This window comes from Pseudomonas sp. RHF3.3-3 (genome assembly GCF_048069595.1).
Classification (GTDB): domain Bacteria; phylum Pseudomonadota; class Gammaproteobacteria; order Pseudomonadales; family Pseudomonadaceae; genus Aquipseudomonas; species Aquipseudomonas fuscovaginae_B.
In genome coordinates this window covers 4,133,971-4,155,383 of record NZ_CP182250.1, presented here as the reverse complement: position 1 = coordinate 4,155,383, position 21,413 = coordinate 4,133,971, and the positions used below count along the sequence as shown (strand labels likewise).

23 protein-coding genes and 2 pseudogenes are annotated in these 21,413 nt (G+C 63.0%); 7 read left to right on the top strand and 18 right to left on the bottom strand.

Going from position 1 to position 21,413, the window contains the following annotated elements:
* Positions 1-799 precede the first annotated feature (799 nt).
* A complete protein-coding gene (locus tag ACMGT0_RS18430) occupies positions 800-1,384 on the bottom strand; it encodes a glutathione binding-like protein (RefSeq protein WP_416769186.1) in 585 nt (194 codons plus the stop codon).
* Between the two features lie 92 nt (positions 1,385-1,476).
* On the opposite strand from ACMGT0_RS18430, the gene ACMGT0_RS18425 reads away from it, so the two are divergent.
* Positions 1,477-1,851 (top strand): winged helix-turn-helix transcriptional regulator, encoded by a 375-nt coding sequence (locus tag ACMGT0_RS18425; protein WP_416769184.1) that lies wholly within the window; start codon positions 1,477-1,479, stop codon positions 1,849-1,851.
* Between the two features lie 56 nt (positions 1,852-1,907).
* Here ACMGT0_RS18425 and ACMGT0_RS18420 read toward each other — a convergent pair.
* Positions 1,908-2,096, bottom strand: a pseudogene (locus tag ACMGT0_RS18420) (DUF4113 domain-containing protein); the annotation flags it as partial.
* 405 nt (positions 2,097-2,501) lie between these two features.
* On the opposite strand from ACMGT0_RS18420, the gene ACMGT0_RS18415 reads away from it, so the two are divergent.
* Both ACMGT0_RS18415 and ACMGT0_RS18410 read left to right on the top strand, forming a co-directional pair.
* Positions 2,502-4,829, top strand: a complete 2,328-nt coding sequence (locus tag ACMGT0_RS18415; protein ID WP_241494458.1) for an AAA family ATPase — start codon at positions 2,502-2,504, stop codon at positions 4,827-4,829.
* A gap of 3 nt (positions 4,830-4,832) precedes the next feature.
* Positions 4,833-5,861 (top strand): HNH endonuclease, encoded by a 1,029-nt coding sequence (locus ACMGT0_RS18410; RefSeq protein ID WP_054059567.1) that lies wholly within the window; start codon positions 4,833-4,835, stop codon positions 5,859-5,861.
* Between the two features lie 3 nt (positions 5,862-5,864).
* On the opposite strand, the gene ACMGT0_RS18405 is transcribed toward ACMGT0_RS18410, so the two are convergent.
* From ACMGT0_RS18405 to ribBA, 6 genes are all read right to left on the bottom strand, one after another.
* Positions 5,865-6,491: an START domain-containing protein gene (locus tag ACMGT0_RS18405; RefSeq protein WP_054059568.1), complete on the bottom strand. Its 627-nt coding sequence runs from the start codon at positions 6,489-6,491 to the stop codon at positions 5,865-5,867.
* 148 nt (positions 6,492-6,639) lie between these two features.
* Entirely contained in the window at positions 6,640-7,794 is a 1,155-nt protein-coding gene (locus ACMGT0_RS18400) for an ABC transporter ATP-binding protein (protein WP_054059569.1), read from the bottom strand.
* 19 nt (positions 7,795-7,813) lie between these two features.
* On the bottom strand, positions 7,814-8,623 hold the full coding sequence (locus ACMGT0_RS18395; protein ID WP_416769180.1) for an ABC transporter permease: 810 nt from the start codon (positions 8,621-8,623) through the stop codon (positions 7,814-7,816).
* A 6-nt stretch (positions 8,624-8,629) separates the two neighbouring features.
* Positions 8,630-9,574, bottom strand: a complete 945-nt coding sequence (locus ACMGT0_RS18390) for an ABC transporter permease (RefSeq protein WP_054059571.1) — start codon at positions 9,572-9,574, stop codon at positions 8,630-8,632.
* A complete protein-coding gene (locus ACMGT0_RS18385) occupies positions 9,571-10,596 on the bottom strand; it encodes a polyamine ABC transporter substrate-binding protein (RefSeq protein ID WP_054059572.1) in 1,026 nt (341 codons plus the stop codon). The genes ACMGT0_RS18390 and ACMGT0_RS18385 overlap by 4 nt, the downstream gene beginning before the upstream one ends.
* A 236-nt stretch (positions 10,597-10,832) precedes the next feature.
* The gene (ribBA, locus tag ACMGT0_RS18380) at positions 10,833-11,942 is read right to left on the bottom strand and encodes a bifunctional 3,4-dihydroxy-2-butanone-4-phosphate synthase/GTP cyclohydrolase II (RefSeq protein ID WP_054064386.1); all 1,110 of its coding nucleotides are present in this window, start codon (positions 11,940-11,942) and stop codon (positions 10,833-10,835) included.
* A 73-nt stretch (positions 11,943-12,015) separates the two neighbouring features.
* Between ribBA and ACMGT0_RS18375 the strand changes: the two genes are divergently transcribed.
* Complete coding sequence (locus ACMGT0_RS18375; protein ID WP_054059573.1) at positions 12,016-12,309, top strand: DUF1330 domain-containing protein; 294 nt, start codon at positions 12,016-12,018, stop codon at positions 12,307-12,309.
* A 143-nt stretch (positions 12,310-12,452) separates the two neighbouring features.
* On the opposite strand, the gene ACMGT0_RS18370 is transcribed toward ACMGT0_RS18375, so the two are convergent.
* The 9 genes and pseudogenes from ACMGT0_RS18370 to ACMGT0_RS18330 form a co-directional block, all read right to left on the bottom strand.
* The gene (locus tag ACMGT0_RS18370; protein ID WP_054064385.1) at positions 12,453-13,016 is read right to left on the bottom strand and encodes an NUDIX hydrolase; all 564 of its coding nucleotides are present in this window, start codon (positions 13,014-13,016) and stop codon (positions 12,453-12,455) included.
* Between the two features lies 1 nt (position 13,017).
* Positions 13,018-13,770, bottom strand: a complete 753-nt coding sequence (locus tag ACMGT0_RS18365; protein ID WP_054059575.1) for a GntR family transcriptional regulator — start codon at positions 13,768-13,770, stop codon at positions 13,018-13,020.
* Positions 13,771-13,849: 79 nt separating this feature from the next.
* Positions 13,850-14,245 (bottom strand): carboxymuconolactone decarboxylase family protein, encoded by a 396-nt coding sequence (locus ACMGT0_RS18360; protein ID WP_054059576.1) that lies wholly within the window; start codon positions 14,243-14,245, stop codon positions 13,850-13,852.
* A 57-nt stretch (positions 14,246-14,302) separates the two neighbouring features.
* Positions 14,303-14,788 carry a flavin reductase family protein gene (locus ACMGT0_RS18355; protein WP_416769176.1) on the bottom strand — a complete coding sequence of 162 codons (486 nt, stop codon included), beginning with the start codon at positions 14,786-14,788 and terminating at the stop codon, positions 14,303-14,305.
* A 12-nt stretch (positions 14,789-14,800) separates the two neighbouring features.
* Positions 14,801-16,279, bottom strand: coding sequence for an aldehyde dehydrogenase (locus tag ACMGT0_RS18350; RefSeq protein WP_416769174.1), 1,479 nt, complete (start codon positions 16,277-16,279; stop codon positions 14,801-14,803).
* On the bottom strand, positions 16,276-17,106 hold the full coding sequence (locus ACMGT0_RS18345) for an alpha/beta fold hydrolase (protein ID WP_054061344.1): 831 nt from the start codon (positions 17,104-17,106) through the stop codon (positions 16,276-16,278). The genes ACMGT0_RS18350 and ACMGT0_RS18345 overlap by 4 nt, the downstream gene beginning before the upstream one ends.
* A gap of 26 nt (positions 17,107-17,132) precedes the next feature.
* On the bottom strand, positions 17,133-17,723 hold the full coding sequence (locus ACMGT0_RS18340; protein WP_054061345.1) for an amino acid synthesis family protein: 591 nt from the start codon (positions 17,721-17,723) through the stop codon (positions 17,133-17,135).
* 183 nt (positions 17,724-17,906) lie between these two features.
* Positions 17,907-18,026: pseudogene (locus tag ACMGT0_RS18335) on the bottom strand (hypothetical protein); the annotation flags it as partial.
* 95 nt (positions 18,027-18,121) lie between these two features.
* A complete protein-coding gene (locus ACMGT0_RS18330) occupies positions 18,122-18,400 on the bottom strand; it encodes a hypothetical protein (protein WP_054064383.1) in 279 nt (92 codons plus the stop codon).
* 207 nt (positions 18,401-18,607) lie between these two features.
* Between ACMGT0_RS18330 and ACMGT0_RS18325 the strand changes: the two genes are divergently transcribed.
* On the top strand, positions 18,608-19,864 hold the full coding sequence (locus tag ACMGT0_RS18325) for a 3-phosphoshikimate 1-carboxyvinyltransferase (protein ID WP_054064382.1): 1,257 nt from the start codon (positions 18,608-18,610) through the stop codon (positions 19,862-19,864).
* Between the two features lie 12 nt (positions 19,865-19,876).
* Here the strand turns inward: ACMGT0_RS18325 and ACMGT0_RS18320 are convergent, their stop codons facing one another.
* On the bottom strand, positions 19,877-20,527 hold the full coding sequence (locus ACMGT0_RS18320) for an HAD-IA family hydrolase (protein ID WP_054064381.1): 651 nt from the start codon (positions 20,525-20,527) through the stop codon (positions 19,877-19,879).
* Between the two features lie 137 nt (positions 20,528-20,664).
* On the opposite strand from ACMGT0_RS18320, the gene ACMGT0_RS18315 reads away from it, so the two are divergent.
* The gene (locus ACMGT0_RS18315; protein WP_054060766.1) at positions 20,665-20,868 is read left to right on the top strand and encodes a hypothetical protein; all 204 of its coding nucleotides are present in this window, start codon (positions 20,665-20,667) and stop codon (positions 20,866-20,868) included.
* Positions 20,869-21,052: 184 nt separating this feature from the next.
* Positions 21,053-21,352 (top strand): putative quinol monooxygenase, encoded by a 300-nt coding sequence (locus ACMGT0_RS18310; RefSeq protein ID WP_054064380.1) that lies wholly within the window; start codon positions 21,053-21,055, stop codon positions 21,350-21,352.
* The last annotated feature ends 61 nt before the right edge of the window (positions 21,353-21,413 follow it).

The following is a 21,413-nucleotide window of genomic DNA, read 5'->3' as shown; positions in this document are numbered from 1 at the left end:
GTTGGGCAGCTTAGAGGATAACGAATGCGGCCGAATATGAGTCTAACCTGGCGCTTCACACGTACGGTGTTTTGTTCGTAACTGACGGGCTGCACACCACTTATTCGTTCACGGCAGGTGTTGGGTTTTCTAGCCATACCCCAATTGTATTCACCATGATCAAATTCATCATTTGTGTTTGCCACATGTTCTTATGCCCATATTCTGACCCTATGCTTTACATGACAGTCGCTGCATGTTATTAGAATGGCTCCATCTGCATATACATATCTAACTCAGCACTGCGACGAACACTGGTTCGGGTCGCAATATTTAAAAGCCTTTGCTTCTTTGACATCCCTCAATCGTCATAATCGAACAAGATGCCCGACGTCGCAAAGCGCAAAGAAAATCTCTCCTACTAAAAGCCATGCTCAGTTACCTTTAGAATCCCATGTGCTCACGCATTTTCTGGACTGTTTAACCACTGGACTCGTACGGTTGATATCAAAAGCGCCGCGGTATCTGAAAATTTCGTTACCGCTGCGCTTTTCCGCTGGTCACTGGCTTTCAATTTTTACAACATCTGGCTGCAGCTTGAAACTGCGGCGTGGCAACTTCGCTTAAAGGAGGCGTAATGCGGCAGCACACGCGCCGGTGGTCATCCCCTATTCAGCGTATAGGAGCTAATCTTCCAGAGCTGACGGAGCCGCCTGCATTAAGATTCGCTGTGCATGGACTTGGTGCCGCCTGGCATCGCCCCTCGGGCGACGGCCGGTGTTTCGAAGGGGTGATCGCCAGGCGCCATTGAGATTGTCGATCAGGCGACCCCCTCGGCCGAAAGTGCATGGGCGATGGCGGGCTCTGCTTTCATTCTTTCGTGGTAGTCGCTCAGCGAGACCGGTACCGGCACGCCCAAGAGTGCCGCCCATGACAACATGACGAACAGATAGCAATCCGCAATGGTAAGGTGCTCGCCAATCAAGCAACGCTGACTTCCCAGCTGATGAGCTAGGGTTTCGAACCGTGCGTAGAGCCCTTGAGCAGCCAGCGCTTTCTCAGCTTCGGTACCGTTTCGGAAGTATGGCGTGAAGCCTTTGTGAATCTCACTGGTCATGAACGCGGTGGCTTCGAGCGCCCGCCAGCGCTCCAAGCCACTGGGAGCCAGGAGCTTGCCCGATCGCTCGGCGATGTAGAGGAGGATGGCCAGGTTCTCTGTGAGAATCGTGCCATCGCCCAAGTCCAGGGCCGGGGTGTAACCTTTGGGGTTGATGAGATTGAAGTCGGCACCCTCTTCGGTGCGTCTGTCTCGTCCCACCTTGATCAAACGATGGGGAAGTTCGGCGGCGACGATCGCGATGTGCGATGCTTGGCTGCAAGCACCAGGGGCGTAATAGAGAATCATTTTTGCTCCGTATCAGGTCGGTTTGGTCAGCTGATACGATTATGATTCAACGCATTCTTCCGCGAAAACGCATATATTTGAGACCAAGTAATATGAAAGTGACTGCCTCTCCAGACACCCGATCTTGCAGCAAAGTCAGTGAAGTGCTGAGCCGGGTGGGAGACAAATGGAGCATGCAGGTGATAGTAGTGTTGCAAGATCGGCCGCAACGTTTTAATGACCTTCGGCGCCAAGTCATCGGTGTTTCACAGCAAATGTTGGCGCGCACCCTCAAGCTTCTTGAACGCGAAGGATTGATCGATCGCACCGTGCTCAACGCTTCCCCGCCTCAGGTGAGCTACGCGCTGACGCCGCTGGGGTACTCTTTGGCAGCGCCTGTAAGGGAGCTTGCACAATGGGCGCTGATCAACCTCGATGCGCTTCAAGCCAACCGCCGTGACTACGATGCAAGGCATGAGGATCAGTGACAATACAGTGTCGATCGCCTACAGCCACCGGCATCGTTTAGGCGGGCCGAGCGGAATTAGGCCCGAGTGGAAAGCTGTATCCCATGCCTATACAAAGTGCAGACGCTAACTCGCTTTAACGGTGAAAAGATGGTCAAAGGCGTGGTGTAACTCTGGCTCATCAACTCACGACGCATAGGCCAGTCAGGATACGAAGGCATACTGGCAGCGCGCAGCTTACCTCGTCCCCATCGAGCATTGTTTTCCTGCCACTTGCGAAGCTTGAAGCCGGAGGCATCCGCCGCTTCAAGCTCTGCCGTTGGGATGCCCATTGTGATGTTCCAGAGCGCCGCGACACGGTAAGCGCCCGGGGAACTCACCTACCCGATCCCTGCGATAAGGGCGATGTTCTCCACTTAAAAATACGTGGACACCATCGCCCTTAATGCTGGAGTTCGGAAGGTGAGTTCCCCGGGCGCTTACGCATAATCTCCTGGCATCGCACCGCCATCTCCCGTTCTCGACGAATGCGCAACGGGCCTTTTATCGATACGCTGCTTGGGGCGGTAGGAAGTGGCGACGAAAAACGCCTCTACTTTTTGGCGCCTGCCGATTAGAGTTGCCGGATTTCGAAAGGCGCTGCTCTGGCCCGCCTCTCATGGAGGAGATTCATGTATTGCTTCGACCGCAGTTCCGTTCCGCCACCGAGCCTGTTGCAAAGTCGGGAGGCCAATGCTGACAGGCAGGCGTTGGCCGACTACTTTCTTGCCGACAGGACCAAGCGGGCGCAGAGCCGGGCACCGGAACCGGTTGTCGATCTGAATGAGAACTCAGTCCGTTCGGGGTTGGACCGGTTATTTCACGGTAAATGTGCGTTCTGCGAACGGGTGGTTCAGTCTAAGGCAACTTATCGATTTCGCCCGAGAGCGCAAGCCAGCCCACTGGAGCGAACTTCAAACGCTCACCTTTATTATATCTGGCTGAGCAGTGCCTGGGAGAATCTCTACGCCATTTGCAAGGACTGCGAGCCTGTACGGCCGGACCACTTCCCGGTTTTGGGGCGGCGGGTAGCCTTGCCTTCAGCGCAAGAAGTTGATGCCTATGCACAGGCTGGTAACGGTCTGTGGGGGGGCTACCCACTCAAGGAGCGTCATGTCTTGATCGACCCTTGCGAGCGGGTCGACCTGAGCCGGCATCTGTCGGTCGATCTGTCGGGTGAACTCTACGCCTTGAGCGAGCGCGCAGCTGCAACCATCACACACTTCAAGCTCAATCGTATTCAGTTGCTAAAGCTGCGCAAAAGCAAGCTGAAGACTTACTTCGACGATCTTATAGGCAACTGGTCTTTTTCCTTGGGAGAGGACGATTCACATCCCGTACTTTTCGATTTTGCTCGAATGGATTTTGGTGGCTGCTGGTATTTGCTCTGCCGACGCATTGTACTGACGCTTTCAAAGTCCAGGGTTTCAGCTTCGGAACTGGCCCCGGATCGTATCGAACACACGTTGCGGGCCCTTAGCGAAAGCGCTGATGTCGTTGAGTGGTATGGAGGGTTGGAGCTCAGTCTGGCAGGGACTGCTGTGCGCGATTCCAGACCCGTTGCAAAGAGTGAGACGTTCGGGGCGCGTGATTGCCCATCGTTGGAATCGATCCGCTTCAGCAACTTCAAGGGCATAGAGCAACTTGAATTGAGGATACCCGCCGTGCCGCTCAGGCGGTCCTCGGGCACAAATGCTGTTCGGCCGGCCCTGCTGATTCTCGGTGAAAATGCCGCTGGAAAAAGCTCCATCCTTGAGGCCACAGCTTTGGTGCTCAGCAGCGATCTGGCTTGTACGAAACTGCCGGTGGACTACGCCTCGTTGCCTCTGGATCCCGAGTTACTGGGCGCGGTGCAGACTCCCCGTTGCAGTCTGGCATCGGTGGTAGCGGTGTTCCAGGGCGGTAGTGAACGGCACCTGACGATCAGCGAGGGCGAGTTCTGGCATGAAGACCGTGGACTGTCGGTTGACGGTCAGCCGCTCTTGCCTCAGGTCTTTGCCTATGGTGCCTTTCGGCAATACCAGAAGCGGGTCAGCCCTCGTAGCCCAAGTAAATCGATCATCAACCTTTTCGACTCGACAGCTCTGCTGTCCAATCCGGAAAAATGGTTGCTGAGTCTCAAGGCAGATGCCTTCAACAGTGTGGTTCGAACCTTGCGCGGCATCCTCTCGATCGAGGGCTCGTTCGAGATCATGGAACGCGACCCGCAGAACCAGCGCTGCCTGATCGTCACATCGGCAGGCGATGGCCAGCCCCTGTGCCGAACGCCACTGAGCCTGGCTTCATCGGGTTACCGTTCAGTCCTGGCAATGGCCTGTGACATCATCCAGGGCCTGATGAATCGACGCCTCAATCCGCATTTCGAAAGCCTGGAAACGGCACAGGCCGTGGTACTGATCGACGAGGTGGAAGCGCACCTGCATCCACGCTGGAAAATTCAGATCATGCGCGCGTTGCGGGAGGCGTTGCCGCAGGTCACTTTCATTGTCACCACTCACGATCCGCTGTGCCTGCGCGGCATGCAGGATGGTGAGGTGATCGTCATGCAGCGTGTGTCCAGCGATCAACGCACGGATGTCCAGTGGCCGGTGATGGTCGAGCAACTGGTTCGCCTGCCGAATGTCAGCCAACTCACGGTCGAACAGCTGCTGACCTCGGACTTCTTCAGCCTGGCCTCCACTGACCAGCCTGAGACCGAGCGTGAACTGGCCGGCCTGGCCGATCTGTTGAACGCGCGGGAGCGGGGCGAACGGTTGACTGTGCCGCAGCAGGACCTGCTACGGCGGTTGGAACGTGATATCAGCGACGCCTTGCCGGTGGGTTCCAGCGAGGTTCAGCGGCTGGTGCAGGAGGCGGTGGTCGAGTACCTGGACAGCCGCAGACAGGTCTCGACACAGAAGCTTGCCCAACTGCGCAGCGCCGCCAAACAGCGCATCCTCGGCATCCTGGAGGGCATCTGAAGCATGCGTGCCGTCAGCCGCGACAGTGTCCCCGTGCCCGATGCGATGTCGGGAGATGACTCGCCAGCGAAAAAGGAGCTGCAGAAACTCCAGGATTACTTCATGGCGCCAACGGGGGCGTTACCCGCCTTTGCCGTCTACAAGTCCGACAGCGTGAAGAAACAGCTGCATGAGCTGTTCCACGGTAAATGCGCCTACTGCGAGAGCTTCTACTACGGCAGTGCCCCGGTGGATATCGAGCACTACCGACCCAAGGGCCGCGTCTACGAGGAACCGGATCATCCCGGCTACTGGTGGATCGCCATGGATTGGGAAAACCTGCTGCCCAGCTGTATTCACTGCAACCGGCGCAGTGGCCAGGTGACGCCCACGCTCTCGGCCAGTCTGGTCAGCCTGGTCAATGAGGGACGTGATTTCAGCCGTTCACGGGTGGCCCAGACCGGCAAGCAGGACAGCTTTCCGATCCTCGGTCAGCGGGCTGCGGTGGGGGCCCGGGATTTTTCCGGCGAGCAGGCATTGCTGCTGGACCCGTGCCGGGATCAGCCACAGGAGCACCTGCGTTTTCATGTCGACAGCGAAAATCTGATCGGCCTGGTCCTACCCAAGCCTCATGACAGCGGCGGTCTGGCCCTGGCCGGTGGTGTGGCAGGTGTCCGGCCAGAGTTGCGTGGGGTGATCGAGCAGGCCCTGGCGGGTGGGTTGAGCCTGCGGGGCGCGGTGTCGATCCATGTCTATGGCCTCAACCGTCTCGGGCTGGTGCAGGAGCGCACGCGGGTGCTGCGCCAGTTGGAGTTTCTGGAGATGCTGGCGGTGGAAATGGGGCTGATGGCGCAGGAACTGGAGCCCGACAGTGAGGCTCCGGTTGTCGAGAGCGAGCAGGCGCGAGCGCGCAATGAACGCATTGCCAGGCGCCTGCGTTTTCTCCAGGAGCAGATACTCGGCGAGATCAAGACCATGGCTCGGCCCGAAGCGCCTTACTCGGCCATGGTTCGGGAGTGGCTGGAGGGGTTCAGGGCGCGTTTGAGCCGCTGAGGTTCAGGGCATGTCCCGCACACCCTGGCGCTCGGCCACCGCGCGCAACGTCCTGAGGCTGACCATCGGCGCGTCTACCACGAACCGGTTGGCCAGCCAGGAGGGAATGTCGCCCGCCGGCTCGGCCTGCAACTGGTAGGTCACCTCGGTCTCGCCATTACCCCTGGGCAGCATCTTCCACACGCCACTCAACTGGCGCACGCGGATCTGGCCGGGCACCGACGGCAGATAGTCGGGGGCCGCCTCCAGGCGGCGGATCAGGCTGCCGTCGTCATTCTGTTCGGTATGCACATGCAGCACCATGTCCCGCGGGGCCGCCGGCCAGGGCAGGTCGGTGGTCAGGTAGACCCAGGTGTCGTCGCCGTCGTTCTTCAACAGGCGCATCTCGGCGCAGGCGTACAGCCACTTGCAAGCGACCCGCAGATTTTCCTGCAGGTCGCGCAAGGTGGAGACCTCGGCCTTGATAGCGGTCACGCCGCGAAAGCTCTGGTAACGCGAACCCGGCACTTTGCTCAGGAAAACCTGGATGCCGTCCTCTTCATGGGCCAGCTTCCAGGCCTCGGGCGCAGCCATGGCGGCGCTGCTCAGGCAGGCCGTTGCCAGGGCGATCACGGATAGCAGGGTTCTCATCGACGGTCTCCGGGGCACGGAGGAACGTCCGTGTCTGCCAGATATAACACGCGGACACGAAATTTATTCGATGGCTTCGAAGGGAAGAGTAGGGAGCTCCCTGCCGGTGCCGACAGTCGACCGCGACGACAGGGAGAGCAGGCGGGTATCAGTGGCTGCCGGCGGCCTTGTTCAGGTCGCTTTCCTGCCACTCGGTATAGACGCAGGCATCGGCTGTGGCCCAGCGCACGGCGACTGAATCTCCGGCTTTGAGCGGCATGCCGGTGGCGGACAAGGCCTTGACGGTCATGGCCGTACCGCCCTGGGTGACGACGCTGCAGGTCTGGCTTTCACCGAGGAACAGCACCTCGCTGACGGTTGCCCTGACCTGGTTCCAGCCGGCGGCCAGCGGGTCGGCGGCGGCCTGTTCCAGGCTCAGGGCCAGGGCCTTCTCCGGACGCACCATCAGCAGGATGTCCTGGCCGTTCTGCAGGCCCGAGGTCAGGCGGATAGACAGCCCTTGCCCTTCGAAACCGGCGGCACCGTTGCCCTGGGCCTTGAGCCGCAGGAAGTTGGAGTTACCGAGGAACGAGGCGACGAAGGCGTTCGGCGGGTTCTGGTAGAGGTCGTAGCCGCTGCCCAGGCCGACAATCTTGCCATGGCTGAAGATGGCGATACGCTGGGACAGGCGCATGGCTTCTTCCTGATCGTGGGTCACGTAGACGATGGTGATGCCCAGTCGCCGATGCAACTGGCGCAGCTCGTCCTGCAGGTCTTCGCGCAGCTTCTTGTCCAGGGCGCCGAGCGGTTCGTCCATCAGCAGGATGCGTGGCTCGTAGACCAGCGCCCGGGCGATCGCCACGCGCTGCTGCTGGCCGCCGGACAATTGCGCGGGGCGGCGGTGGGCGAACTTGTCCAGCTGGACCAGCTTGAGCATGGCGTCGACGCGCTTGTCGCGCTCGGCGGCTGCCAGCTTGCGGATGGCCAGCGGGAAGGCGATGTTGTCGCGCACCGAGAGGTGCGGGAACAGCGAGTAGCGCTGGAACACCATGCCGATGTCACGCTTGTGCGGCGGCACGTTGACCAGCGACTTGCCCTCGACCAGGATTTCCCCGGAGCTGGGGCTCTCGAAGCCGGCCAGCATCGACAGGGTGGTGCTCTTGCCCGAGCCACTGGAGCCCAGGAAGGTCAGGAACTCGCCGTCCCTGATGTCCAGCGAGATGTTGTCCACCGCGGCGAAGTCGCCGTAGTGCTTGTTCAGGTTGCGCAGGCTGACCAGGGTGCGGTCGTTCTGTTGTGCAGGGTCTTTGATCACGGCACTCATGTTGTCTACTCCCGGGCGCTCAGGCGCTGAGTTCGTTGCGCCGACGCAGAGCGGCGGCAATCACCATCACCAATACCGACAGGCCGATCAGCAGCGTCGAAGCGACGGCGATCACCGGAGTCAGGTCCTGGCGCAGGGTGGTCCACATTTTGACCGGCAGGGTCTGCAGGGTCGGGCTGGCCATCATCACGCTCAGCACCACTTCGTCCCACGACACCAGGAAGGCGAACAGGGCGCCGGCGACCATGCCGGGGCGAATCGCCGGGAAGGTCACCTTGAACACCGCCTGCAGGCGCGAGGCACCACAGATCACCGCGGCATCCTCGATCGACTGGTCGAACAGCTTCAGCGAGTTGATGATCGAGATGATGGTGAAGGGCAGGGCGACGATCACGTGGCTGACGACAAAGGCGAACATCGTGCCGGTGTAGCCGAGCTTGAGAAACAGCGCATAGACCGCCACGGCAATGATCACCAGCGGCACGATCATCGGCAGGGTGAACAGCCCGTAGAGCATTTCCCGGCCGGGGAAACGCCCGCGCACCAGCGCGAAGGCAGTCGGCAGGCCCAGCGCCACGGCGCACACGGTGGTCAGTACCGCGACCTTCAGGCTGGCCAGGGCGGCATTCATCCAGTCCGGGTTGGAGAAGAACTGGCTGTACCATTTCAGTGTCCAGCCCGGCGGCGGGAACACCAGCCACTGGGACGAGCCGAACGACAGCAGGACGATGAACACGATCGGCAGCAGCAGGAACAGGGCGATCAGTCCGGTGGTGAGATAGAGGCCCAGGCGCAGGCGCCGGCTCATGGCATTCGGGGTCAGGAGCATGGCGGCTTACCTCGCGTTGCTCGCGCCGACCGGGGATTCCGGCTGGAGCTTCAGGTAGAAGTAGAACAGCACCAGGGTGATCAGGATCAGCAGGGCGGCGCCGGCGCTGGCCAGGCCCCAGTTGAGGAACGATTGCACCTGTTGAATGATGAACTCCGGCAGCATCATGTTCTGCGCGCCGCCCAGCAGGGCTGGCGTCACGTAGTAACCGAGGGACATCACGAACACCATCAGTGCGCCGGAGAACAGGCCCGGACGGCACAGGGGCAGGAATACCCGGAAGAAATTGGTCCAGGGGCTGGCGCCGCAGATGGAGCCGGCCTGCAGGATCATCGGGTCGATGGCCTGCATGGTGGCCTGCAGGGGCAGGACGATGAACGGAATCATGATGTAGCTCATGCCGATCACCACGCCGGTCAGGTTGTGCACCATTTCCAGTGGCTGGTCGATGATGCCCAGGCCCATCAGCAGCTTGTTGATCACCCCGGACGCCTGCAGCAGCACCAGCCAGGAGTAGGTCCGCGCCAGCAGGCTGGTCCACATCGACAGCAGCACGATGTTGAGTATCCAGCGGCCCCAGCCGCGTGGTACCAGGGTGATCGCCCAGGCCAGCGGGAAGCCCAGCAGCAGGCTGAACAGGGTCACCAGGCCGGCCACCGAGAAGGTGTTGAGCAGGACCCGTGCGTAAGCCGAGTTGGCGAACAGTTGCTGGTAGTTGTCCAGCCCCGGCGTGGGTTCCAGCACGCCGCGCAGCAGCAGGCCGATCAGCGGTGCCAGGAAAAACACGCCCAGGAACAGCAGGGCCGGTGCCAGGTTGCCGGCGCCTTTCCAGCGGCGGGCCAGGGAGGGGGTGTTGTTCATCACAGCCGCCTTGCCTGAGGCCGAGCCGGCGACGCCAGTGGCGCCTCCGGTCGGTTGGGAGGAATGGGACGCGGTGGCGGCCATTTTCATTTGACCAGCCATTCGTTCCACCGTGTCGCGATAGCCGGACCGTTCTTGGCCCAGTAGGCGAAGTCAAGGGTGATCTGGTCCTTGGCGTAGGCGGTCGGCAGGTTCGGGGCCAGCACCGAATCCAGGCGCGACACGCTGTCGACGTTGACCGGCGCGTAGGCGGTCAGGTTGGAGAAGTCGGCCTGACCCTTGGCGCTGCTGGCGTTGGCCAGGAACTTCATGGCGGCGGCCTTGTTCTTCGACCCCTTCGGGACCACCAGGATGTCGGCCATGACCAGGTTCTGCTTCCAGCTCACGCCCACGGGGGCGCCGTCCTGCTGCAGGGCGTAGACGCGACCGTTCCAGAACTGGCCGAGGCTGGCTTCGCCGGAGGCCAGCAATTGCTGGGACTGGGCGCCGCCGCCCCACCAGACGATGTCTTTCTTGATGGTGTCGAGTTTCTTGAAGGCACGGTCCAGGTCCAGCGGGTAGAGCTTGTCGGCCGGTACGCCGTCAGCCAGCAGGGCCAGTTCGAGTACGCCAGGGCTTGGCCATTTGTAGAGGGCGCGTTTGCCGGGGTAGGTCTTGGTGTCGAACAGCGCGGTCCAGTCCTGGGGCTTGCTGCCGGCGAGCTTGCCTTCGTTGTAGCCGAGCACGAAGGAGAAGAAGAACGAACCGACGCCGTGATCGGAAACGAAGCGCGGGTCGATCTTGTCGCGCTGGATCACGCTGAAATCGAGGGGTTCGAGCAGGCCTTCGCTGGCGGCACGCAGGGCGAAGTCGGCTTCGACGTCGACCACGTCCCATTGCACGTTGCCGCTTTCGACCATGGCCTTGAGCTTGCCGTAGTCGGTCGGGCCGTCCTGGACCACGGTGATGCCGCTGGCCTTGCTGAAGGGGTCGGCCCATGCCTGCTTCTGTGCATCCTGGGTGCTGCCACCCCAACTGACGAAGTTGACGCTTTCGGCGGCCATCGCGGCCTGGCTGCCCATGCTCAGCAAGCCGGCCAGCAATACAGCGGTCGTACCTTTTTTCAACACCATTTTCACGCCCTCATTGTTGTGTTCTTGAGCGGGCTATCGATGCCCGCCTATCGGGAGCAGCTGGTTTTTCAGTGCCTTTGCAGGCGGTCTTGGCAAGGCTAGTCGCCTGTCTCGTTGTCGGTCGGGTTCCTGTGAAAGTTTGTCAGGTCTATGGAATGTCATATTATGGTATTCCAAACTTTCTGCAAGCATTTTGCCTTACCGGTTATCCGGCCAGGAGGTTTTTTCTCCCGTCTTTACTGGGTGAAAGGGATGCTCTCGACCACTTCTAGGTCGTAACCGGTCAAGCCGGCGTATTTGAGGGGCGGGCCCAGATGGCGCAGCTTGCCGATGCCGAGGTCCTGCAGGATCTGTGCCCCGGTGCCGACCTCGGAGTAGATTCGCGATTGCGAGCGGCTGTACTGGCGGGGTGGCTGGGTCAGTTGCGGAATCCGTTCGAGCAGGGCCTGGGACGATTCATGGTTGGCCAGCACCACGACCACGCCGCGACCCTCGGCGGCAACCCGCTGCAGGGCGGCCCACAGGGTCCAGTTGCTCGGCCCGTGGTACTCGGCACCGACCAGGTCGCGCAGCGGGTCGATGACATGCACGCGCACCAGCGTCGGCTCGTCACGGCGGATATCGCCCATGACCATGGCCATATGCACGCCACCCTCGATGCGGTCTTCGTAGCTCACCAGGCGGAAGGTGCCGTGCACGGTCGGCAACTCGCGCTCGCCGATACGCACCACGGTGTGCTCGGTGCTGAGACGATAGTGGATCAGGTCGGCGATGGTGCCGATTTTGATCCCGTGCTGGCGGGCGAAGACTTCCAGGTCCGGACGGCGGGCCATGGTGCCGTCGTCGTTCATCACCTCGACGATCACCGAGGCGGGGGTAAAGCCGGCCAGGCGTGCCAGGTCGCAACCGGCTTCGGTGTGTCCGGCGCGGGTCAGCACGCCGCCTTCGCGGGCGCGCAGGGGGAAGATATGGCCGGGCTGCACCAGGTCGTCGGCACAGGCGTTGGCCGCTACGGCGGCGGCCACGGTGCGGGCGCGGTCGGCGGCGGAGATGCCGGTGGTGACCCCGGTGGCGGCTTCGATGGAGACGGTGAAGGCGGTGCTGAAAACGCTGCCGTTGCTCGGCACCATCTGCTCCAGGCCCAGGCGCTGGCAGTGCTCGTCGGTCAGGGTCAGGCAGATCAGCCCCCGCGCCTCGCGGGCCATGAAGCTGATGGCCTGTGCGTCGCAACGGTCGGCGGCGAGCAGCAGGTCGCCTTCGTTCTCGCGGTCTTCATCGTCCACCAGCAGAACCATCTTGCCCTGGCGGTAGTCTTCGATTATTTCTTCGATGCTGTTAAAGGCCATGTTGGATTCTCAGCGTGCGTGGCAGAATTTGTGGTATACCATAATACAAAATGAACAAACAATGAGGTCGACAATGAAGGCTTACTGGATCGCGCACGTGAATGTCACCGACCCTGAGCAATACACCGAGTACACCAGCCGCGCGCCGGCGGCCTTTGCCCGCTATGGCGGGCGTTTCCTGGCCCGGGGCGGGCGCTCGCAGGCTGTGGAAGGGCGGGAGACGCCGCAGCGCAGCGTGGTGATCGAGTTCGACTCCTACGAGCAGGCGCTGGCCTGCTACCACTCGGACTTGTATCAGGAGGCCAAGGGACACCGCGCGGGCGTGGCCGAGGCGGAAATCGTCATCGTCGAGGGCATGGCGCCCTGACGTGACGCTACACGGGGGAATGGCCGTGATGATGGTTCGGGAATGCAGCGATGACGCTCTGCGTCACCAGGGCGGACTGGGAGGCGTTCCCTCGGGGACCGTGGGAAGGATCGGAACAGGGGCTCCAAGGCCCCCGCAAGGCCTCAGCGGATGAAGTGCACCTTTCCGGTATCGTCGTTACCAACATACAGGCCATAGACCCCGGCCTGTCGCTCCTCGATATAGCGCTCGAGAATCTGCCGGATCGCCGGGTAGTAGATGCAGTCCCAGGGAATTTCCTCGGGTGCGAAGAAACGGCGGTCCAGGGTCTCCGGCCCATACTGGTCGGTGATCTCCAGGGCGATGGCGCGGAAGATGATGTACACCTCGCTGATCTTCGGCACGCTGAAGATCGAGTACGGCGAGATGATTTCCGCGCGCACGCCGCTTTCTTCCCAGACCTCGCGCAGGGCGGCCTGCTCGGTGGTTTCGCCGCTTTCCATGAACCCGGCCGGTAGGGTCCAGGTGCCGGGGCGTGGTGGAATCGCCCGCTGGCACAGCAGGTAGCGACCGTCGCGCTCGATGATGCAGCCGGCGATGATCTTCGGGTTGACGTAGTGGATGTAGCCGCAGCCCCGGCACATCAGGCGCTCATGGGTATCGCCCGGTGGCACCTGGTGAGCGAGGTCACCGGCACCGCATTGCGGACAGAAGCGCGGGGCTGACATTTCAGCGACCTATGCGGGGTTCTTTCACGGCGATAGGGGCGACGATGTCCGGAATCGGCCCGGCCTCGTCCTGTTTGCGTTGCAGGTACTCCATCGCCACCTTGGCCGCGGCCCGGACGTGGTCCACCGAAGCCTGGTGCGCGGCCAGCGGATCGCCGCTCTTGATCGCCTCGACGATGCGCTCCATTTCCAGGTTGCTGGCGCCGCGGCGGTTTGCCTGGGAGACCGAGGTAGCCCGCAGGTAGCTGATGCGCGCCTGCAACTGGCGCAACTGGGTGGCGGCGGCGTGGTTGCCCGAGCCTTCGAGCAGCACGTCGTAGAAACCCTGGACCGAGTCGAGCACCTGCTGCAGTTCGCCGTCCTTGAGGGCCTTGCGGTTTTCCTCCAGGGCTTTTTCCAGGGCCTTGATGTCCTTGGCCTTGGCCCGCAGGGTGAACAGCTGGACGATCAGGCTTTCCAGTGCGCAACGCAGCTCGTAGATGTCCCGGGCATCGGCCAGGGTGATGATGGCCACGCTCGGGCCCTTGGCATCGGCGAACGCCACCAGCCCCTCGGACTCCAGGTGGCGCAGGGCCTCACGCACGGAGGTGCGGCTGACGCCCAGGCGATCGCACAGATCGCGCTCGACCAGACGGTCTCCCGGCAGCAGCTGGAAGTTCATGATGGCGCTTCGCAACTTGTCCAGCACGATTTCGCGCAGGGTGACGGGGTTGCGATTGACCTTGAAGTTGTCGTCGAGTGGCAGGCGTTTCATCGGTTGCGCTCTGAGTCGGGTCGTCCTGGGCACGGGAACAGGGTATCGGGCCTGCTACGCCGTGCCGGACAGCCATCGGTTAACTGGAGGAACCTGCTTCGGCGTCGGCCTCGGCAAAGGCTTCGCGGGCCAGCCGGAAACTGTCCACGGCCGCGGGGACACCGCAATAAATACCGACTTGAAGCAGGATTTCGCGTATTTGTTCACGACTGAGGCCGTTACGCAAGGCGCCCCGTACGTGCAGCTTGAGTTCGTGGGGGCGGTTGAGGGCCGAAATCATCGCCAAGTTTATCATGCTGCGCTCCTTGAGCGACAAACCCTCACGGCCCCAGACGTGGCCCCAGCAGTATTCGGTGACCAGTTCCTGTAGTGGACGGCTGAAGTCGTCGGCATTCTGGATGGATTTCTGCACATAGGCTTCGCCCAGTACCTGGGTGCGGATCTGCAGACCCTGCCGGTATTTCTCGTTGCTCATGTCGCGTCCTCGAAAAAGGGCCGTGCGCGAGAGGCCGGCGCACGGCCGAAACGGTGATCAGGCCAGGGCCGGCAGCGCGCCCAGCTTGCCCTTGTGGTAGATCATCGGGGTGACCGGGTCCTGTGGCAGGATCAGGTTTTTCACCGCGCCGACGATGATCGCGTGATCGCCGCCGTCGTACTCGCGCCACAGCTCGCACTCGATGATCGCCGTGGCCTTGGCCAGCAGCGGGTTGCCCAGCTCGCTGAGGCGCCAGTCGATACCCCTGGCCTTGTCCTTGCCCTTGCCGGCGAACGCATAGGCTTCGGCGGTCTGGTCGGCGGACAGCAGGTGAATCGCGAACTGCTTGCTGTCGCGCAGGATCGGATAGGTGTCTGAAGCATAGTTGGGGCAGAACAGCACCAGCGCCGGGTCGATCGACAGCGCGCTGAAGGCGCTGGCGGTGATGCCGACGATACCGCCGTCGGCGTCGAGGGCGGTGACCACCGTAACGCCGGAGGGGAAGGAGCCCATGACTTCTTTGTAGATACCGGGTTCGATCATTTCAGCTGTCTCCTAGCGCATCACGAAGGGGTCGGGCATCGGTGCCTGCGAGAGGTTGATCCACACCGTTTTCAACTCGGTGTAGGCCAGCACCGAATCGATACCGCTCTCACGGCCGTAGCCACTGTTCTTGAAGCCGCCGATCGGCGCCATGGCCGAGACGGCGCGGTAGGTGTTGACCCAGATGATCCCCGAGCGCACGTCCCGGGCCAGGCGATGGGCACGGCCCAGGTCGCGGGTCCAGATACCGGCGGCGAGGCCGAACTGCGAGTCGTTGGCGATGGCCAGGGCTTCGGCTTCGTCCTTGAAACGGATCACCGAGGCGACCGGGCCGAAGACTTCTTCCTGCATGATCTTCATCGAATTGCGGTCGCACTCGAACAGGGTCGGTTCATAGAACCAGCCGCCGCCGATGTCCGCGCGCTTGCCGCCGGTACGCAGGCGCGCGCCTTCGGCCAGGGCGTCGGCGACCAGGCCTTCGACCACGGCCAGTTGCTGGGCGGTGGCCATCGGGCCCATCTCGCTGGTTTCATCCTGCGGGTTGCCGATTCGGATGCGCCGGGCGCGGGCGATCAGGCGCTCGACGAACTCGTCGTAGATCTCGTCCTGCACCAGCAGGCGCGAGCCGGACACGCAGCTCTGGCCGGAGGCGGCATAGATCCCGGCGACCGCGCCATTGATCGCGCTGTCGAGGTCGGCGTCGGCGAAGATGATGTTCGGTGACTTGCCACCCAGTTCCAGGGACAGCTTGGCGAAGTTCTCGGCACTGCTGCGCACCACGTGGCGCGCGGTGGCCGCACCGCCGGTGAAGGCGATCTTGCGCACCAGCGGGTGGCGGGTGAGGGCGGCGCCGGTGCTCGGGCCGTAGCCGGTGATGACGTTGACCACACCGGGCGGGATGCCGGCTTCCAGGGCCAGCCTGGCCAGTTCGAGAATGGTCGCCGAGGCATGTTCGGACGGCTTGATCACGATGGTGTTGCCGGCCGCCAGGGCTGGAGCCAGCTTGATCGCGGTGAGGTACAGCGGGCTGTTCCACGGAATGATCGCCGCGACCACGCCGATCGGCTCGTGCACGGTGTAGGCGAACAGGTCCGGCTTGTCCAGCGGCAGGGTGCCGCCTTCGAGCTTGTCGGCCAGGCCGGCGGTGTAGTGGAAGAACTCCGGCAGGTAGCCGACCTGGCCGCGGGTCTCGCGGATCAGCTTGCCGTTGTCGCGGCTTTCCAGTTGCGCCAGTTGCTCCCTGTTCTCGGCGATCAGGTCGCCCAGGCGGCGCAGCAGCTTGCCCCGGGCGGTGGCGCTCAGGCCGCGCCAGGCCGGGTGGTCGAAGGCCGCCTGGGCGGCCTGGACGGCGCGCTCGACATCGGCTTCGTCGGCATCGGGCAGTTGTGCCCAGGCTTCGGCCAGGGCCGGGTTGAGGCTGTCGAAGGTCTTGCCGGACAGCGCATCGACCCATTCGCCGCCGATGCACATCTGAAAGCGTGCGAGTGTCATGCAACGATCCCCTTTATGGTTTGTTGGACGTAGGTGGTTGCAAGGAAGTCCAGGAGTACCTGGTTGACCAGGCGTGGTGATTCCACCGGCATCATATGCCGTTGCTCGGCGAGTACGGCAACCTGCGCGCCGGGAATCCGCTCGGCCAGTTGCCGGGCCATCAGCGGCGTCGAACCGGGGTCCAGTTCGCCGGTGGCGACCAGCGTCGGCACCTGGATGGTGTGCAGGTCGTCGGCGCGGTACATGTCCTGGGTGGCGAACAGCTTGTAGGTGGTCAGGTAGCCCTGCGGGTCATTGCTGGCCAGCACCTGGCGGATCGCGGCGATCTGCGCCGGGTTGGCGGCCTGGTATTCGCGGCTGAACCAGCGCGACAGGGCCGCCTCGGCATTGGCATCCGGACCGTGCTCCGCGGCCTGGCTGGTGCGGGCGATGACACCTTCGCGCTGTTCGGCACTGCGGTTGAATACGCTGTTGAGCACCACCAGGCTCTGCAGCCGTTGCGGATAGTTCAGGGCAAAGGCCCTGGCGACCAGCCCGCCCATGGAGAAACCGATGACGCAGGCGGTGGGCAATTGCAGGTGGTCGAGCAGTTCGCGCAACTGATCGGCATACCCGAGCAGCCCGCAGTCGGGGTCCGGGCGCGGGCTGGCGCCGTGCCCGAGCATGTCGTAGGCAATGACCCGGTAGTGCGGCGCGAGACCGACGATCTGGCCGCCCCACATTTCCTTGTTCAGCCCGACCCCGTGGATCAGGACGACGGGTTGGCCTTCGCCGGTCGCCAGGTAACTGGTGCCGGCCGGGGTGCGTTCAGCGGTGTGCCGAATCATGGAGCGCTCCTGCCTTTCTTATCTGATTACTGGGCTTTCTCGGCGGCCAGCTCTTCCAGGTCGATGTAGCGGTTGCCGATGCGTGGGTGCAGGCGGCCGCCGTCGGCGCAACCGAGGACCACGACGATTTCGTCGGCACGTGGCGCGTCTTCGATCTGCATTTCCAGGGTGATGTAGTGCGAACGCAGGCCTTCGTCGTCCTTGTGCATCATCGGGATCTGGATCGAAGTGCCCGGGCCGCCGCGCTTGTTGGTGAAGCTCAGGTAGCTCTTGGCCTTGACCGCTTCGCGGTAGTGGTTGCCGAAGCGCAGGGTGTGGATCACCGCCGAAGCGTGTTCGATCTCGCCATCGGCGCCGACCACGGCGGCCTTGCCATAGGCTTCGATCTTCTCGGCACCGCCAATGGCCTTGACCAGGCGCTCGACCATCAGGGCGCCGAGGTCGGAGCAGTTGGCACGGATTTCAGGCTTCAGGTCTTCGACGAAACCACGGCCCAGCCAGGGGTTCTTGATCACTACCGCCAGGCCGATCATGGTCACCGGCTTGTCGGTGGCCTTGCCGCCTTCGATGAAGGTTTCCTCGATGTAGCTGACGATCTTGCGAATTTCGAAACTCATGGGGGCTCCTCGGTTGTGTGTCAGTCTGTTGGTATGATGGTATACCATAATATTGACTGCGCAAGCCCCTTCAACGAGTTTGTGCTGCCCAAGAATGACCGGAGGTCGGAACGAGCGGCTGAGGAGCCGGTTCTGAACGCTGGCGGCGGGAAGGGCCGGGTATCGATACGCCCGGCTGAAAGGTCAGAACTGCCGGCCGGGCAGGTTCTGCTGGCGAATCATTTCCATCAATTGGCGCAACCCCGGCTGCGACTGGCGCTGGCTGGAGTAGTCCATGCACAGCGGCGCGCCGCGGCAGGACCATGGCGCCCGGTACCCGTCAGGCCTGACCCGTCGGCTTGCCGGCGATGCTCCCGTGATCGTCGGCAAGCGTCCGCCACGCCCTGCGGCGCGGATCGTCAGCGGCAGCTGGCCGCCGTCACCCTGCAGGAGCCTGGCGTTCCACCCGATTCGGCGGCGTAGCGCCGGCAGTTGTCCAGGGATTTCGCGCTGGCGGTCTTCACGTTCGGCCCCCAGGCCAGTCCGCCGACACCGGTGCTCGGCACCGCCTTGGCGTAGCAGGGGTAACCATTGACCGGCGTCTGGTGCCCGGAGCAACCGGCGATCATCGAAAAGCTGCAGGCCAGCAGGAGCAGGCAGGGCAGGGATGGAAGGTGTTGTCGGCGGTCGGCGGTCATGGCACGTTCATTATCGGAAAAAAGAGTCGACTCTATTGTCCGGGGTTGTCGGTCAAGCGCAAGACCCGCAGGCCAGACAGTCGCGCCTGTCATGCATGGCCTGCCCGACAGAAACGGATGATCCGCCGGGCCCATTAATGGCATCATGGCGGACTGTCGAGGCGCACGAGCCTGTGCGCGTACCTTTCGAGCCTGGAGAGTTGATCAATGGCTGTGCAGCAAACCCTCACCGTGATCCCGCCGAACGCGTCCCTGAACGGCAAGGTGACGCCACCCGGTTCGAAGTCGATCACCAACCGGGCCCTGTTGCTCGCCGCCCTGGCCAAGGGCACCAGCCGCCTGTCCGGCGCGCTGAAAAGCGATGATACCCGCCACATGTCCAATGCCCTGCGGCAGATGGGCGTGACCATCAGCGAACCCGACGACACCACGTTCGTGGTCACCGGCAGCGGCCAGTTGCAGGTGCCGGAACAACCGTTGTTCCTCGGCAATGCCGGCACCGCGGTGCGCTTTCTGACCGCGGCGGTGAGCACCGTCAACGGCACGGTGGTGCTCGATGGTGACCACTATATGCAGAAACGTCCGATCGGCCCGTTGCTCGATGCGCTGCGTCGCGCCGGCCTGGATGTCGAAAGCCCCACCGGTTGCCCGCCGGTGACCGTGCGCGGCCAGGGCCGCGTGCAGGCGCGGCGTTTCGAGATCGACGGCGGCCTGTCGAGCCAATACGTGTCGGCGCTGCTGATGCTGGCGGCCTGTGGTGAGGAACCGGTGGAAGTGGCGCTGACCGGCAAGGACATCGGTGCCCGCGGCTACGTCGACCTGACGCTGGCCTGCATGCGTGCCTTCGGCGCCCAGGTCGAGGCGGTCGACGAGAGCACCTGGCGGGTCGCGGCCACCGGCTACAGCGCCTGCGACTACCAGGTCGAGCCGGACGCTTCCGCCGCCACCTACCTGTGGGCGGCAGAGGCCTTGACGGCAGGGCGTATCGACCTCGGCGTGGCCGGTGAAGATTTCACCCAGCCGGACGCCAAGGCCCTGGAGGTGATCCAGCAGTTCCCCAACATGCCGGCGGTGATCAACGGTTCGCAGATGCAGGACGCGATCCCGACCCTGGCGGTGCTGGCGGCGTTCAACCGCACGCCGGTGCGTTTCGTCGAGCTGGCGAACCTGCGGGTCAAGGAGTGCGACCGGGTCCAGGCGCTGCACGATGGCCTGAACGAGATCCGGGCCGGGCTGGCTGCGGTGGAGGGCGACGATCTGCTGGTGGCGGCCGATCCGGCGCTGGCCGGTACGAGCTGCAACGCGCTGATCGACACCCACTCCGACCATCGCATCGCCATGTGCTTTGCCCTGGCCGGGCTGAAGGTTTCCGGTATCCGCATCCAGGACCCGGATTGCGTGGCCAAGACCTACCCGGACTACTGGAAGGCCCTGGCGTCGCTGGGCGTGCAATACGCTTCGTAAGGCAACCGAGGGTCAGGCCTGGACCAGCGCCAGGCCCTGGTCGTTGCTGTCGACCGTCACCCGGCTGTAGTCCGCCAGCGTCGGGTGCGCTGTCTCCAGGGGGTGGCTGTGGGTGGCGGTGATCACCGTCACCGCCATACCCGCCGCTTCCGCCGCGCCGATACCGGCGGGCGCATCCTCGAAAATCAGACACTGTGACGGCTCGACACCCAGTCGCCGGGCGGCCAGCAGGTAGCCGTCCGGTGCCGGCTTGCCGCGGCTGACATCTTCGGCGGTGATCACCAGCGCCGGCAGGGCAATGCCGGCGGCGGCCATGCGGCTTTGCGCCAGGGCGCGCGGGGCCGAGGTCACCACCGCCCAGCGGTGGGCGGGCAGGGTGGCGAGAAACTCCCGTGCGCCCTCGATGGCCACCACGCCTTCGACATCGTCGATCTCGGCCTGGGAAATGGCCGCTGCCTCGCGCTCGGCGTCGATACCCGGCAGGTTCTGCCGGCGGATGGTATCGATGCAGCGCACGCCATGGATGGTCTGCAGAAAGGCCGGTACATCCAGGCCATGCCGTTGCGCCCAGTGGCTCCAGACGCGCTCGGCGGCGGCGATGGAGTTGAGCAGCGTCCCGTCCATATCGAACAGAAACGCCGCGAAGCGCTGACCCTCAAACATGGCGTATCCCCTCCGGGCAAAAGCCCATGCTAACACGCCACCTCCTCTGGCCGAGCGGGTGGGCAACGGTCGGTACCGCGCTTGCTACACTGAGAATTCCATGCCCGGACGGTCCGGGCGGTCGATGCGAGGTGCGTATGGATACTCAGCCTGCCGGTGTGACCCTTCCGTTTTCGCGGCATCCCCTGGGCGCGATGCCCTGGCGTGAGGTGCCGGCGCCCGAGGAGGACGAAGTCGTCGAGGATGAGGTGGACGATGAGCCACCGCCGCAAACCTGGAAGCATCCCGAGGATGGCAAGGAGATGCCCGAGCGCGACCGGGAAACGCCGCTCAAGCCCTGATGGCGTGTCCTGATCCGGCTGTTGCCTGCCTGTCGTGTAGGCAATGGCCCTGTTCGCAGATCGCCGGGAACCTCCTTGTCTGTCGCGGCTCAGAGCCTTGCGGCCTTGATGGTCGAGCGACGAGAGATCATCATCGTCGGCCCTGGTGCCTTTTTGCACCCAGTTCCCATTCAGGTGAAAAACCATGAACCATGCAATTCGTGTCGTTGCCATTCTTCAAGCCAAACCGGGCAAGGCTGCCGAGCTGGAGGCCGTGCTGAAGGCCGCTGTGGTGCCCTCGCGTCAAGAAGCCTGTTGCCATGAATACACCCTGCATGTCGACCGGGAAAATCCCGGGCGCTTCGTTTTCATCGAGACCTGGAGCGACATGGATGCGATCGAGCGCCATCGTGTAACCCAGCACTACGGGATCATGGGGGCCGCTGCTGCCGACCTGGTTCAGGACAAGCAGGTCCTGTTGCTCAATGAAGTACCCGGACAGTAATACCGCCACGCAGGGACGCGTCCATTTTCCTTTCGGGATTCGACATGACTGTGCTGACTTC